This window comes from Streptomyces sp. G45 (assembly GCF_049542095.1).
Lineage (GTDB): Bacteria > Actinomycetota > Actinomycetes > Streptomycetales > Streptomycetaceae > Streptomyces.
The window spans coordinates 2,403,741-2,420,268 of the sequence record NZ_JBMUZU010000001.1 but is presented as its reverse complement, the minus strand read 5'-3'; the positions used below and the strand labels follow the sequence as shown (position 1 = coordinate 2,420,268).

The following is a 16,528-nucleotide window of genomic DNA, read 5'->3' as shown; positions in this document are numbered from 1 at the left end:
AATGATCCCGTTGTCTTTCGCGCAGCGGCGGCTGTGGTTCATCAACCGCTTCCAGGGCCCCTCAGCGACGTACAACCTGCCCTTCCTGCTGCGCATGAGCGGCGACCTCGACACGGCCGCGCTGCACGCGGCGGTCCGCGACGTCGTGGAGCGCCACGAGAGCCTGCGCACCCTGATCGTGGAGGACGCCGACGGCGTCCCCGGCCAGGAGGTCCTTGGCGTCGAGGCCGCCGCCGTCGACATGCCGGTCATCGAGGTGGCGCCCGAGGACCTGGAGGCCGCCATCGCCAAGGAGGCCGAGTACGTCCTCGACCTCGCCACCGAGATACCGCTGCGCGCGACCCTGCTGCGCTCCGGCGCCCGCGAGCACGTCCTCGTCCTGCTCATCCACCACATCGCCAGCGACGGCGAGTCCATGGCGCCGCTCGCCCGTGACGTCGCCGCCGCCTACACCGCCCGCCTCAAGGGCCGCGCCCCGGACTGGGAGGAACTTCCCGTCCAGTACGTCGACTACACCCTGTGGCAGCGCGAGCTGCTCGGCGACGAGAGCGACCCCGAGTCCGTCCTCGCCTCCCAGGTCGACTACTGGCGCGGCGAGCTGACCGGCGTGCCCCAGCCCATCCAGCTGCCCGCCGACCGGCCGCGCCCGCCCCGCCCCAGCCACCAGGGCGAGGGCACCAGCCACGAGGTCGACCGCGCGCTCGTCGCCAGGATCGAGCACCTGGCGCGCGACCGCGACGTGACCGTGCCGATGGTGATGCAGGCCGCCCTGATGGTGACGCTCCAGCACCTCGGCGCGGGCGACGACATCGCGCTCGGCTCCACCATCGCGGGCCGCACCGACGACGACCTCACCGACCTCGTCGGCTTCTTCGTCAACACCTGGGTGCTGCGCGGCGACCTGTCCGGCGCCCCCACCTTCGAGCAGCTGCTCGCCCAGGTGCAGAACAAGGCCCTCACCGCGTACGACAACCAGGACGCGCCCTTCGAGCGGCTCGTGGAGATCCTCAACCCGGAGCGGTCCACCGCCTACCACCCGCTGTTCCAGGTCATGTTCACCTGGGAGACCGAGGTCGGCACCGCCCTCGACCTGCCGGGCCTGACCACCCGCATGGAGATGCTGGCGACCACCACCGCCAAGTTCGACCTGGAGTTCAACTACTTCCACGACCCGGCGAAGCAGTCGATGCTGGTGTACCTGGAGTACGCCACCGACCTGTTCGAGCGCGCCACCGCCGAGGCCATCCTCGCTCGCTACATGCGGGTCGTGCGCCAGCTCGTCGACGACCCCGCCCGGCCCGTCGCCCTCGTGGACGTCCTGGAGGCCGACGAGCGCGACTTGGTCCTCACCCGCTTCAACGAGACCGCCGCGCCCACCCCGGAGCTGACCGTGCCCGGCCTCGTCGAGGCCCAGGCCGCGCGGACCCCGGACGCCCTCGCCGTCGTCTCCGAGGACCGCGAACTGACGTACGCCGACCTGGACGCCCGCGCCAACCGGCTCGCCCGCGAGCTGATCGGCCGCGGCGTGGGCCCCGAGACCGTGGTGGGCCTCGCCCTGCCGCGCTCCGCCGACCTGGTCGTCGGCCTCCTCGGCGTCCTCAAGGCGGGCGGCGCCTACCTGCCGATCGACCCCAAGTACCCCAGCACCCGCCTGGACTTCATCCTCGCCGACGCCCGCCCGCACCTCATCCTCACCGACGCGGGCACCGTCGGCGTGCTGCCCGACGCCGAGGCGCCCCGCCTGCTCCTCGGCGACGTCGACCTCGACACCGGCGACGGCTCCCCGCTCACCGACGCCGACCGGACCGCCCCGCTGCGGCCCGCGCACGTCGCGTACGTGATGTACACGTCCGGCTCCACCGGCACCCCCAAGGGCGTGGCGATCACCCACCACAACGTCGTCAACGACGTGACGCGCCTCGCGGACGCCGTCGGCGTCACCGCCGGGACCCGGCTCCTCGCGGGCACCTCCATCAACTTCGACGTGTCCGTCTTCGAGACCTTCACCACGCTGTCCACCGGCGGCACCCTCGAAGTGGTGCGGGACGTCCTCGTCGTCGGCGAGCGCGGCGGCTGGAGCGGCGGCGTCATCTCCACCGTGCCGTCGGTGTTCTCCGAACTCCTCGACCAGGTCGACGGGAAGATCACCGCCGACGCCGTGGTGTTCGCCGGTGAGGCGCTGACCGCGCCGCTCGTCCGCAAGGTCCGCGAGGCCATCCCCGGCGTGCGCGTCGTCAACGCCTACGGCCAGAGCGAGACGTTCTACGCCACCGCGTTCTCCGTGTCCGGCACCGACGCCTGGCACGGCACCGGCAGCGCCCCCATCGGCGGCCCCCTCGGCAACGTCCGCGCCTACGTCCTCGGCCCGGGCCTGGAACCCGCGCCCGTCGGCGTGCCCGGCGAACTGTACGTCGCGGGCGTCGTCGGCCGCGGCTACCACCGCCGCCCCGACCTGACCGCCGACCGCTTCGTCGCCGACCCCTACGGCCCGCCCGGCGCCCGCATGTACCGCACCGGTGACCTGGCCCGCTGGAACGCCGAGGGCCAGCTGGAGTACGTCGGCCGCGGCGACGCCCAGGTGAAGGTGCGCGGCTTCCGCATCGAGCCCGGCGAGATCGAGGCCGCGCTCACCGCCCACCCCGGCGTCGCCCAGGCCGTGGTGACCGTCCACGACAGCCGCGGCAGCAAGCAGCTCGTCGGCTACGTGGTGCCCGCCGCGCCCGACGCGGGCGCGGGCGACGTCACCAGCCTCGGTGACCTCGACGTCGACCTGTCCATGGTGGTCTCCGCGCGCGAACTGCGCCGCTTCGCCGCCGCCCGCCTGCCGGAGTTCATGGTCCCCGCGGTGTTCGTCCTCCTGGACAAGCTGCCGCTCGCCCCGAACGGCAAGCTGGACCGCAGGGCGCTGCCCGAGCCGGAGCCCACCGGCAGCGCCTACCGCGCCCCGCGCACGCCCGCCGAGGAGATCCTCACCGGCGTGTACGCCGAGGTCCTGGGCCTGGACCGGGTCGGCGTCGACGACGACTTCTTCGCCGTCGGCGGCGACTCCATCCGCTCCATCCAGGTCGTCTCCCGGGCCCGCGCCCAGGGCGTCGAGGTCAGCCCCCGGCAGATCTTCGAGTGCCGCACCGTCGCCGAACTCGCCGAGGTCGCCTCCGCCGGGGACCAGGCCACCGTCCTGGAGGAGCTGGACGGCGGCGGCGTCGGCCGCATGCCGCTGCTGCCCGCGGGCCACTTCCTGAAGGAACTCGGCGGCGGCAGCGACCGGTTCTCCATGTCGATGGTGCTCGACCTGCCCCAGGGCATCGACGAGCCGGGCCTGACCGCCACGCTCGCCGCCGTCTTCGACACCCACGACATCCTGCGCTCCACCCTCCTGACCGACGGCGACCGCGGCGACGGCGGCGGCGACGGCCTGGAGGTCGCCGCGCCCGGCACCGTCGACGTGGCGCCGCTGATCCACCGCGTCCCCTGCGACGGCGTCTGGGACGACGCCTGGCGCGCCACCGCGCTCGCCGAACTCGACGCCGCCACCGCCCGGCTCGACCCGAGGGCCGGGTCCATGGCCCGCTTCGTCTGGTTCGACGCGGGCCCCGACCGGCCGGGCCGCCTGCACGTCGTCCTGCACCACTTCGTCATCGACGGCGTGTCCTGGCGCGTCCTGCTGCCCGACCTCGCCGCCGCCTGGGAACAGGTCAAGGCGGGCAAGCAGCCCCGGCTCGCCCCCGTCAGCACCTCCGTACGCCGCTGGGCGCACGCCCTCGCCGACGAGGCCAACAGCCCCGGGCGCACCGCCGAACTCGACCGGTGGACCGAGATCGTCGCGGGCCCCGACCCGGTCCTCGGCAGCCGCCTCCTCGACCCGGCCACCGACACCGTCGCCACCGTCGACCACCTCCTGGTGCGGGTCCCCGTCCCCGTCACCGAGGCGCTGCTCACCAAGGTGCCCGCCGCCTTCCGCGGCGGCGTCAACGACGGCCTGCTCGCCGCCCTCGCCCTCGCCGTCACCCGCTGGCGCCGGGCCCGCGGCGTCGACGAGCCCACCGTGCTGCTGCGCCTCGAAGGCCACGGCCGCGAGGAGCAGGCGGTGCCCGGCGCCGACCTGACCCGCACCATGGGCTGGTTCACCAGCATGTTCCCACTGCGCCTCGACATCACCGGCATCGACGTCGACGAGGCCTTCACCGGCGGCCCGGCCGCCGGGGCCGCCGTCAAGGCCGTCAAGGAGCAGTCCCTCGCCGTGCCCGACAAGGGCCTCGGCTACGGCCTGCTGCGCTATCTGAACCCGGAGACCGCCGACGTCCTGCGCCGCCACTCCACCGGGCAGATCGCCTTCAACTACCTGGGCCGCTTCTCGACGTCCTCACAGTCCACGGACATCCCCGAGCACCTGCGCGGCCTCGGCTTCAACCAGGCCGACGGCACCGCCGACCTCCTCGCCGACCTCGACGCGGACATGCCCGCCCTGTCCGTCTTCGACGTCAACGCCCTCGTCCTCGACGCCGACGAGGGCCCGCAGCTCAACGCCCGCATCGGCTTCCCCACCGGCGTCCTCTCCGCGGCCGAGGTGCGCGAGCTGGCCGACCTGTGGCGCGAGGCCCTCGAAGGGCTCGCCCGGCACGTCGAGCAGCCCGGCGCGGGCGGCCTCACCCCGTCCGACGTGCCGCTGGTGCGGGTCGGTCAGGGCGACATCGAACAGTTCGAGCGGCGCTACCCCGGCGTGTCCGACATCTGGCCGCTCACCGCCGCCCAGTCCGGTCTGCTCTTCCACACCATGCTGGCCGACGCCGAGTTCGACGCGTACCAGATGCAGCTCACGTTCCACCTGTCCGGCCGCGTCGAGCCCGACCGGATGCGCGCCGCCGGGCAGGCCCTCCTCGACCGGCACGCCAGCCTGCGCACCGCCTTCGTCACCGACAGCGACGGTCACCAGGTGCAGCTCGTCCTCGACGAGGTCGCCCTGCCCTGGCTGCACGTCGACCTGGGCGGCCTGCCCGGCGCCGAGCGCGACGCCGAGCTGCGGCGGCTCCTCGCCGACGACCACGCCCGGCACTTCGACCCGCTCACCCCGCCCATGCTGCGGATGACCCTGATCACGCTCGGCGACGACCGGGCGGACCTCGTGTTCACCGCCAACCACGTCCTGTTCGACGGCTGGTCGGTGCCGCTGCTCCTCACCGACCTGCTGCGCCTGTACGGCTCCGGCGGCGACCCGGCCGGACTGCCGCGGGCCCGCGCCTACCGCGAGTTCCTGGCCTGGCTCGGCCAGCGGGACCACACCGCGGACACCGCGGCCTGGGCCGCGGAACTCGCCGGGGTCGACGAGCCCACGCTGCTCGCCCCCGCCGCCGCCCCCGGCGCCAAGCCGCTCGGCATCGGCCAGGTCGACGTACCGCTGAGCCCCGAGCAGGCCCGGGACCTCGCCCGGCGCGCCGCCGAACTCGGCATCACCATGAACACCGTGGTGCAGGGCGCGTGGGGCCTGCTCCTCGGCGAGCTGACGGGCCGCCGCGACGTGGTGTTCGGCGCCACGGTGTCCGGCCGCCCGCCCGTGGTGCCGGGCATCGACGACATCGTCGGCCTGTTCATCAACACCCTTCCGGTACGGGTGGACCGGGCGCCCGCGCGCACCCTCGCCGACACCTTCACCGCCCTGCAGAACAGGCAGGGCGCGCTCCTCGACCACCAGCACGTCGGCCTCAGCGACATCCAGGGCGCCGTCGGGCTGCCCTCGCTGTTCGACACCATCGTGGTGTTCGACTCGTACCCCGTGGACACCGTCGGCATCACCGACGCGTACACGGCGGCGGGCCTGTCCGTCACCGGCATCAGCCCGCACAGCGGCACCCACTACCCGCTGATCGTGTCCGCCGACGCCGAGCCGTACCTGCGCCTCGGCCTCCAGTACCAGCACCACCTGTTCGCCCGCGAGGACGTCGAGGCGATCGCCCGGCGGTTCGCCCGCGTCCTGCTCCGCCTCGCCGAGGCCCCGGAGAGCGCCGTCGGCCACGTCGACGTCCTGGACGCCGACGAGCGGGACCTGGTCCTGCGTGCCTTCAACGACACGGCGGCGCCGACGCCGGACGTCACACTGCCCGCCCTGTTCGAGCGGCAGGCGGCGGCGACCCCGGACGCCCTCGCGGTCGTCTTCGGGGACGTGGAGCTGTCGTACACCGACCTGGACGCCCGCGCGAACCGGCTGGCGCGGGAGCTGATCGGGCGCGGAGTGGGTCCGGAGTCGGTGGTGGGCCTGGCGCTGCCGCGCTCCGCCGAGCTGGTCGTGGCCCTGCTCGCCGTCCTGAAGGCGGGCGGCGCGTATCTGCCGATCGACCCCAGGTATCCGAGCACGCGCCTGGATCACATCCTCGCGGACGCGCGGCCGACGCTGCTGCTGACGGACGTGGACACGGTCGGTGTGCTGCCGGAGAGCGATGTGCCGCGCCTGTTCGTGGGCGATGTCGACCTGACGTCCGGGCCGGGCGCGCCGGTGTCCGATGCCGAGCGCCGTGGGGTGCTCAGGCCGGATCATGTGGCGTACGTGATGTACACCTCTGGCTCGACGGGCACGCCGAAGGGCGTGGCGGTCACCCACCACAACGTGGTCAACGGCGTCACCCGGCTCGTGGACCGCGTCGGTGTCGGCTCCGGAACGCGCATGCTCGCGGCGACGTCGATCAATTTCGACGTGTCGGTCTTCGAGACGTTCACGACCCTGTCGACGGGCGGGACGCTTGAGGTGGCCCGGGACGTGCTGGTCGTGGGTGAGCGTGGCGGCTGGAGCGGCGGGGTGGTGTCGACGGTGCCGTCGGTGTTCGCCGAGCTGCTTGAGCAGGTCGAGGGCCAACTGGACGTGCAGTCGGTGGTGTTCGCCGGTGAGGCGCTGCCCGCCTCCCTGGTGGCGCGGGCGCGTGAGGCGATTCCGGGTGTGCGGGTGGTCAACGCCTATGGGCAGACGGAGTCGTTCTACGCGACGACGTTCGCGCTCCCGGCCGGGCAGGAGTGGGAGGGTCGAGGCAGCGCCCCGATCGGCGCTCCGCTGGGCAACATGCGCACCTACGTCCTCGGGTCCGGGCTCGCGCCCGTGCCGGTGGGGGTCGTGGGGGAGCTGTATGTCGCCGGGAATGTGGCGCGTGGCTACTTCGGGCGGGCTGACCTGACGGCGGACCGGTTCGTCGCCGACCCCTACGGCCCTGCCGGGTCGCGGATGTACCGCACCGGTGACCTGGCGCGCTGGACGGCTGACGGGCAGATCGAGTACGTAGGCCGGGGTGACTCCCAGGTGAAGGTGCGGGGCTTCCGCATTGAGCCGGGTGAGGTCGAGGCCGCGCTGGTGGCGCACCCGGGTGTGGCGCAGGGTGCCGTTGTTGCGCAGGGCGCGGCTGACAAGCGTCTGGTGGCGTATGTGGTGCCCGTGGAGGGCGCGGTGGATGTTACGGAGCTGCGGGCGTTCCTGGGTGGGCGGTTGCCGGAGTTCATGGTGCCGTCGGCGTTCGTGGTGCTGGAGAGGCTGCCGCTGGCGCCGAACGGGAAGCTGGACCGCCGGGCGCTGCCGGAACCGGAGTTCACCGGCACGGTCTACCGGGCCCCGCGCACCCCGCAAGAGGAGGCCCTGTGCGGCCTGTTCGCCGAGGTACTGGGCCTGGAGCGGGTCGGCATCGACGACAACTTCTTCACCGTCGGCGGCCATTCACTCCTTGCGACGCGGCTGGTGAGCCGCATCCGTACGACGTTGGGCGCCGAAATTCCCATCCGGGTGGTGTTTGAGTCGCCGACGGTGGCGGAGCTGGCCGGGCACCTGGGCCAGGGCGACAGGGTGCGTCCGCAGCTGGCGCGGGTGGAGGAGCGTCCTGAGACGGTGCCGTTGTCGTTCGCGCAGCGGCGGCTGTGGTTCATCGACCGTTTCGAGGGGCCGTCGGCTACCTACAACACACCCTTCCCGCTGCGCTTGTCGGGTTCGCTGAATGTGGCCGCGCTGGAGGCGGCGGTCAACGATGTGGTGGCCCGCCATGAGAGCCTGCGCACGCTGATCGTCGACGACAGTCAGGGGGTGCCGTTCCAGCGGGTGCTGCCCGCTGGTGAGGTGCGCGTTGAGGTGCCGGTGGTGGAGGTGGCGCCGGAGGGTGTGGCGGACGCGTTGGCGGAGGCCGCCGGGTACCGCTTCGATCTGGCGGGGGAGGTGCCGACCCGGGCCACGGTCTTCCGGTGCGGGCCTGAGGAGTATGTCCTGCTGCTGTTGTTCCACCACATCGTCAGCGACGGCGTGTCCATGGGCCCGCTGGCCCGGGACCTCGGCACCGCCTACACCGCCCGCGTCCAGGGCCAGGCACCCACCTGGCCGGAACTCCCCGTCCAGTACGTGGACTACACGCTGTGGCAGCGTGAGCTGCTGGGTGACGAGGACGACCCGGAGAGTGTGCAGGCGGCTCAGGTCGACTACTGGCGTGCGGAGTTGGCGGGGGTGCCGCAGCCGTTGCGGCTTCCTGCCGACCGGCCGCGTCCGCCGCGGGCCAGCCATCGGGGTGCGACGGTGGAGTTCCGTCTGGACCGGGCGGTGATGGACCGGGTCGAGGAGCTGGCCCAGCGCCGGGGCGCGACCGCCTCGATGGTGCTTCAGTCGGCGCTGACGGTGCTGCTGCACGGCCTGGGCGGCGGCGATGACATCACGGTGGGCTCGCCGATCGCGGGCCGCACCGATGACCTGCTCGCCGACCTGGTCGGGTTCTTCGTCAACACCTGGGTGCTGCGCGCTGACCTGTCGGGCAATCCGCGGTTCGTGGACCTGCTGGACCAGGCGCGGGAGAAGTCGGTCGCGGCGTACGACAATCAGGATGTGCCGTTCGAGCGGTTGGTGGAGGTGCTCAACCCGGAGCGCTCCACGGCGTATTCGCCGTTGTTCCAGGTGATGTTCGCCTGGCAGAACTTCAACCGGGACGACTTCGCGCTGCCTGGTCTGGAGGTCAGCTTCGAGCGGATCCGCAACGAGAGCGCGAAGTTCGACTTGTTCTTCAACATGGCCGACATCCCCGGCTACGGCGTGGTGGGGCAACTGGAGTACGCCACCGACCTGTTCGACCACACCACCGCCCAGACGATCACCGATCGGTTCCTGCGCGTCGTGGAACTGCTGGCCGCCGACCCCGAACAGCGTGTCGGCGCCGTCGAACTCGTCGAGGCCGACGAGCGGGACCTGGTGCTCCGCGGCTTCAACGACACCGCCGCCGAAACCCCCGACCTCACCATCCCCGGCCTGTTCGAGCGCCAGGCCGAGCAGACCCCCGACGCGACCGCCCTGGTGTACGAGGGCGTGGAGTGGTCGTACGCCGAACTCGGCGCCCGCGCCGACCTGTTGGCCCGGGAGCTGATCGGGCGTGGGGTGGGCCCGGAGTCGGTGGTGGGTCTGGCGCTGCCGCGCTCGGCCGACCTGGTCGTGGCGTTGCTGGGCGTGCTGAAGGCGGGCGGCGCGTACCTGCCGATCGACCCGAGGTACCCGAGTACGCGCCTGGACCACATCCTCGCGGACGCGCGGCCGACGCTGCTGCTCACCGACGCGGACACGGTCGGCGTGCTACCGGAGAGCGATGTGCCGCGTCTGTTCGTTGACGACCTCGACCTTGAGCCGAAGCCCGGCGCCCAGAAGGTCACCGACGCGGACCGGACCTCCGTACTGCGGCCGGACCATGTGGCGTATGTGATGTACACGTCCGGCTCGACGGGTACGCCGAAGGGCGTGGCGGTCACCCACCACAACGTGGTCAATGGCGTCCTGCGCCTCGCCGCGTCGGTGGGCATCGACTCCCGTACCCGTATGCTCGCCGCGACGTCGATCAACTTCGACGTGTCGGTCTTCGAGACGGTGACGACGCTCAGCCAGGGCGGCACCGTGGAGGTGGCCCGCGACGTCCTCGTCATCGGTGAGCGCGGTGGCTGGAGCGGCGGGGTGGTGTCGACGGTGCCGTCGGTGTTCGCCGAGCTGCTTGAGCAGGTCGAGGGCCAACTGGATGTGCAGTCGGTGGTGTTTGCCGGTGAGGCGCTGCCTGCGTCTCTGGTGGCGCGCACGCGTGAGGCGATTCCGGGTGTGCGGGTGGTCAATGCCTATGGGCAGACGGAGTCGTTCTACGCGACGACGTTCGCGCTTCCCGCTGAGGCCGCGTGGGATGGTCAGGCCAGTGCGCCGATCGGTGCTCCGCTGGGCAACATGCGTGCCTACGTCCTGGGTCCGGGCTCGCGCCCGTGCCGGTGGGGGTTGTGGGGGAGCTGTATGTGGCGGGGAATGTGGCGCGTGGCTACTTCGGGCGGGCTGACCTGACGGCGGACCGGTTCGTCGCCGACCCTTACGGTCCTGCCGGGTCGCGGATGTACCGCACCGGTGATCTGGTCCGGTGGACGGCTGAGGGGCAGCTGGAGTATGTGGGGCGGGATGACGCGCAGGTGAAGGTGCGCGGTATCCGTATCGAGCCCGGTGAGGTGGAGGCGTGCCTGGCCGGGCACCCGGGGGTTGCCCAGGCCGTGGTGACGGTCGTGGAGGGGCGCGGCAGCAAGCAGCTGGTCGGCTATGTGGTCCCCGCGGGCGAGCTGGTTGAGGATGTGAACGCCGATATTGACCTGACGGCTGGGGTGTCGGTGGAGGAGTTGCGCCGGTATGTGGCGGGGCGGCTGCCGGAGTTCATGGTGCCGTCGGTGTTCGTGGTGCTGGAGAGGCTGCCGCTGGCGCCGAACGGGAAGCTGGAGCGGCGGGCGCTGCCGCGGCCGGAGTTCACCGCCGGGGAGTACCGGGCGCCGCGCACCGAGGAGGAGCGGGTCCTGGCGGGGGTGTATGCCGAGGTTCTGGGCCTGGGCCGGGTGGGTGTGGATGATGACTTCTTCGCCGTGGGCGGGGATTCCATCCGCTCGATCCAGGTGGTCTCCCGGGCCAAGGCCCAGGGTGTGGAGATCACCCCGCGGCAGATCTTCGAGCGCCGCACCGTGGGCGAGCTGGCCCTGGCGGCGGTGGAGAACCGCCTCGCGGGTGCAGGCGCGGTCCTGGCCGAGCTGGAGGGCGGCGGGGTGGGGTGGATGCCGCTGCTGCCCATCGCCCGCTATATGACCGGCGAACTGGGGGAGAACACGGACCGGTTCTCCATGTCCACCGTCCTGGACCTGCCCCAGGGCATCGATGAGGCGGGCCTGATCGCCACCCTCACCGCCGTCATCGACGCCCACGACGGACTGCGCTCGCGGCTGCTCACCGACGGCGAGGGCACCCTGGAGGTGTCTGAGCCTGGCACGGTGGACGTCGCCGCGCTCCTCCACCGCGTGGAATGCGACGGCGCCTGGGACGCGGCGGGCTGGAAGGACCGCGCCCGCGCCGAACTCGATGCCGCGACCGGGCGGTTGGACCCGGCCGCGGGCGTGATGGCGCAGTTCGTGTGGCTCGACGCACCCGGCGCGGCGGGCCGACTGATCGTGGTCCTGCACCACCTCGTCGTCGACGGCGTGTCCTGGCGCATCCTCGTACCGGACCTCGCCGCCGCCTGGAACGACCTCACAGCAGGCCGCACCCCCAGGCTCGACCCCATCGGCACCTCGCTGCGCCGCTGGGCCCACGCGATGCGCGACGAAGCGCTCACCGAGGCCCGCACCGCCGAACTACCGCTGTGGCAGAGCACCTTGGCAGGCCCCGACCCGGTCCTCGGCTCCCGCCCCCTCGACCCGGCGGTCGACGTGACCGCCACCGTCGAGACCGTGCAGGTGAAGCTGCCGGTGGCGGTCACCGAAGCGGTCCTCACCAGCGTCCCGGCCGCCTTCCACGGTGGCGTGAACGATGGTCTGCTGGCCGCGCTCGCGCTGGCGGTGACACGCTGGCGCGCCGAGCGCGGCGTGGAGGAGTCGACGACGCTGATCCGGCTTGAGGGCCACGGCCGTGAGGAACAGGTGGTCCCCGGCGCGGATCTGTCCCGCACGGTGGGCTGGTTCACCAGCATGTTCCCCGTCCGGCTCGATGTGGCCGGGTTCGATGTGGCGGACGCCTTCGCGGGCGGCAGCGCGGCGGGTGGGGTCATCAAGGCGGTCAAGGAACAGCTGGCAGCTGTCCCCGACAAGGGCATCGGCTTCGGCCTGCTGCGCTACCTCAACCCCGACACCGCCCCCGCCCTCGCGGGCCGTTCGACCGGGCAGATCTCCTTCAACTACCTGGGTCGCTTCTCCGCCGAGGACATGCCCGAGGAGCTGCGCGGCCTGGGCTGGAGCATCGCCGCCGACACCGACGACCTGATCGCCGACCTCAACGCCGACATGCCCGCCCTGGCCACCGTGGACTTCTCCGCGTACGTCGCCGACACCGCCCAGGGGCCCGAACTGGCCGCCAGCATCGGCTTCCCCACCGGCGTCCTCACCCACGACGACGTCCAGCACCTCGCCGACCTGTGGCGCGACGCCCTCCACGGCCTCGTCCAGCACACGGCGCAACCCGGCGCGGGCGGCCTCACCCCCTCCGACGTCCCCCTCGTCAACGTCGACCAGGCCGCGATCGAGGCCTGGGAGCGGACGTACCCCGGCCTGTCGGACATCTGGCCGGTCACGTCCATGCAGTCCGGCCTGTTGTTCCACAGCCTGCTGGGCGCCGCCAGCGACGCCGAGGCCCGGGACGCGTACCACATCCAGCTCGTCCTGCACCTGTCCGGCGGCGTCGAACCGGACCGTCTGCGCGCGGCCGGGCAGGCGCTGCTCGACCGGTACGCCAACCTGCGCGCCGCCTTCGTCAACGACCCGCGAGGCGAACTCGTCCAGCTCATCGTCGACGGCGCCGAACTGCCCTGGCGCGAGATCGACCTCAGCCACCTGCCGGAAGCCGAACGCGATGCCGCGTTCGAGGCCGTCCTCGCCGAGGACCAGGTCACCCACTTCGACCCGGCGGCCGCGCCCCTGCTGCGGATGTGGCTCGTCAAGCTCGACGACCACCTCTCCGAGCTGGTCTTCAGCGCCCATCACGTGCTGTACGACGGCTGGTCCTTCCCCATGCTCATCCAGGACCTGTTGCGCCTGTACGGCACCCACGGCGACCCCACCGCCCTGCCCCGCGTCCGCAGCTACCGCGAGTTCCTCGCCTGGATCGCCCAGCAGGACCCCGACGCCGCCGCCCGCGCCTGGGCCGACGAACTCGACGGTGTCGAAGAGCCCACGCTGCTCGCGCCGGGCGTCACCGACGCGCAGGGGGCGCTGCGCATGGTCGAGGTGCCGCTGCCCGCCGACGACGCCCGCACCCTCGGCCGCCGCGCCGCCGAGCTGGGCATCACCGTCAACACCCTCGTGCAGGGTGCCTGGGGCCTGGTCCTCGGACACCTCACCGGCCGCGGCGACGTCACGTTCGGCGCGACCGTGTCCGGGCGCCCGCCGTCCGTGAACGGCGTCGACTCGATCGTGGGCCTGTTCATCAACACCTTGCCCGTACGGGTCGACGCGGCGCCCGGCCAGACGCTGGCGCAGCTGCTCACCACGCTCCAGGAGCGGCAGGCCGCGCTGCTCGACTACCACCACCACGGCCTCGCGGACATCCAGCGGGCGACCGGGCTGAGCACGCTGTTCGACACCATCGTGGTGTTCGAGTCGTTCCCCGTGGACCACGCGGGCATGAGCGACGCCAACGCCACCGCGGGCATCGCCGTCACCGGCCTGCGCTCGTCCAGCGGCACCCACTACCCCCTCATCGTCGGCGCCGACGCCTCCCCGCACCTGCGCATGGGCCTCCAGTACCAGGACACCATGTACGACGAGGACCAGGTACGGCAGATCGCCGGGCGCCTCGGCCGGGTGCTCCAGCAGATCGCCGCCGACCCGGACACCCCCGTCAGGGACGTCGACGTCCTGGAGCCGGGGGAGCGGGACAGGATGCTCGTGGCGTACAACGCCACCGAGGCGGACATCCCCGACCTCACCCTGCCCGGCCTGTTCGAGCGGCAGGCCGCCGCGACGCCCGACGCGGTCGCCGTCGAGGACGGCGAGCGCTCCTGGACGTACCGGGAACTCGACGTGCGGGCCAACCGGCTCGCCCGGGAGCTGATCAGGCGCGGCGTCGGCCCGGAGACGGTCGTGGGCCTCGCCCTGCCGCGCACCACGCACCTGACCGCGGGCCTGCTCGGCATCCTCAAGGCGGGCGGCGCCTACCTGCCGATCGACCCCGCCTACCCCAGCGGCCGCCTGGACCACATCCTGTCCGGCGCCCGGCCCGCGCTGCTGCTCACCGACCGCGACACCGTGGGCGTGCTGCCGGACAACGACATCCCGCGGCTGTTCCTCGACGACCTCGACCTGGAGCCCAAGAAGCGCAACCCGAAGGTCCGCGACCGGGACCGGGTGGCGCCGCTGCGGCCGGACAACCTGGCGTACGTGATGTACACCTCCGGCTCCACCGGCATCCCCAAGGGCGTCATGATCAGCCACGCCAACGTCGTCAACGGCGTGACGCGGCTCGTCGACCGTATCGGCGGCGCGGGCACGCGGACCCTCGCGTGCGCCTCGGTCAACTTCGACGTGTCGGTCTTCGAGACCTTCGCGACCCTGTCGACCGGCGGCACCCTGGAGATCGCCCGGGACGCGCTGGTCATCGGCGAGCGCGGCGGCTGGAGCGGCGGCGTGCTGTCCTCCGTGCCGTCGGTGTTCGCCGAACTGCTCGACCAGGTGGGCGGCGACCTCGACCTGGAGGCCGTGGTGTTCGCCGGTGAGGCGCTGCCCGCGTCCCTCGTGGCGCGGACCCGCGAGGCGATACCGGGCGTGCGGGTCGTCAACGCCTACGGGCAGACCGAGTCGTTCTACGCCACGACGTACGCCGTGGAGCCGGACGCCGGGCCGTGGCACGGCACCGGCGGCGCCCCCATTGGCACCCCGCTCGGCAACATGCGCTGCTACGTCCTCGGCCCCGGCCTCACCCCGGTGCCCCAGGGCGTGGTGGGCGAGCTGTACGTGGCGGGCGCCGTCAGCCGCGGCTACCACGCCCGCCCCGACCTGACCGCCGACCGCTTCGTCGCGGACCCCTTCGGCCCCGCCGGGTCGCGGATGTACCGCACCGGCGACCTGTGCCGGTGGACGGCCGACGGGCACGTCGAGTACGTGGGCCGGGGCGACTCCCAGGTGAAGGTGCGGGGCTTCCGCGTCGAGCCCGGCGAGATCGAGGCCGCGCTGGTCGCGCACCCGGACGTGGCGCAGGGCGCCGTCGTCGCCCACGGGGCCGCCGACAAGCGCCTCGTGGCGTACGTCGTCCCGGCCGACACCCGGCAGGACCTCGACCTGTTCGACGTCACGGGCCTGCGCGCGTTCCTCAGCGGACGGCTGCCCGAGTACATGGTGCCGTCGGCGTTCGTCGCCCTGGAGAAGCTGCCGCTCGCGCCCAACGGGAAACTGGACCGCCGGGCGCTGCCGGAACCGGAGTTCACCAGCACCGCGTACCGCGCCCCGCGCACCCCGCGGGAAGAAGTCCTGTGCGGCCTGTTCGCCGACGTACTCGGCCTCGAACGGGTCGGCGTCGACGACAACTTCTTCACCTCCGGCGGGCACTCGCTGCTCGCCACCCGCCTCGTCAGCCGCGTCCGCACCACGCTCGGCGTGGACCTGCCGATGCGGGCCGTGTTCCAGCACGCCACCGTCGCCGAACTCGCCGACGTCCTGACGTCGGGCACGGAGTCGCTCGGCCACACCGACCCGTTCGGCGTCGTCCTGCCGATGCGGACCGGCGGCGCGGACGGCCCCGTGTGGTTCGTCCACCCCGGCATCGGCCTGTCCTGGGTGTACATGAGCTTCGCCGGGCAGCTCGGCGACCGGCCGGTGCACGGCATCCAGGCCCGCGGCTTCGACGGCTCCCCGCTGCCGGATTCCATCGACGAGATGGTCGCCGACTACCTGGAGCAGATCCTCGCCGTCCAGCCCGAAGGCCCCTTCCGGCTGGTGGGCCTGTCCATCGGCGGCACCCTGGCGCACGCCCTCGCCGCCCACCTCCAGCAGCGCGGCCACGAGGTGGCGCTGCTCGGCCTGCTCGACTGCGTGCCCGCCGAGTGGTTCGCGCGCGACGACCACCAGGAACTGGACATGGACGAGGTGTACGCGGTGCTCCACGAGCACCTGCCGTCCCTGGCCCCCGAGGGTCCCGCGGCCGGGGCGGACGGCACCGGCGACGGCGAGCGCGCCACGCTCGTGCAGAACTCGGCCGCCATCGCCGTCCGGCACACCGCCCTGATGGCCCACTACACCCAGCCCGTGTTCCACGGCGACGCCGTGTTCTTCAACGCCACCCTGAACCCCGACGACTCGTACGCCCCGATGTGGGCCGCGTACATCGACGGCACGGTGGAGGAGCACGACATCCACTCCACGCACATGGGGATGTACCTGCCGCGCCCGGCGGCGGAGATCTGCCGGATCCTCGGCGGACACCTCGACAAGGAGTAGCCGCCGCGGCGGCGAGGACCCGCAGGGGGGCGAGGCCGCTCGGCCTCGCCCCCCTGCGGGCTCCGATGCCCCCCCCCCCCCCCCCGCACGCGTCGGCCGCGGGTCGGCCCGGCCG

General features: G+C 72.7%; 2 protein-coding genes. Both read left to right on the top strand.

The features are described from left to right. The first annotated feature begins 1 nt into the window (after position 1). Positions 2-10,306, top strand: coding sequence for an amino acid adenylation domain-containing protein (locus ACOBQU_RS09595; protein WP_423625791.1), 10,305 nt, complete (start codon positions 2-4; stop codon positions 10,304-10,306). Continuing rightward, entirely contained in the window at positions 10,261-16,413 is a 6,153-nt protein-coding gene (locus ACOBQU_RS09590; RefSeq protein ID WP_423625789.1) for an amino acid adenylation domain-containing protein, read from the top strand. Before ACOBQU_RS09595 ends, ACOBQU_RS09590 begins: the two co-directional genes overlap by 46 nt. The last annotated feature ends 115 nt before the right edge of the window (positions 16,414-16,528 follow it).

Excerpts from the sequence above, each read along its gene's own strand:
- ACOBQU_RS09595 (WP_423625791.1), top strand. The coding sequence starts at position 2 with ATGATCCCGTTGTCTTTCGCGCAGCGGCGGCTGTGGTTCATCAACCGC.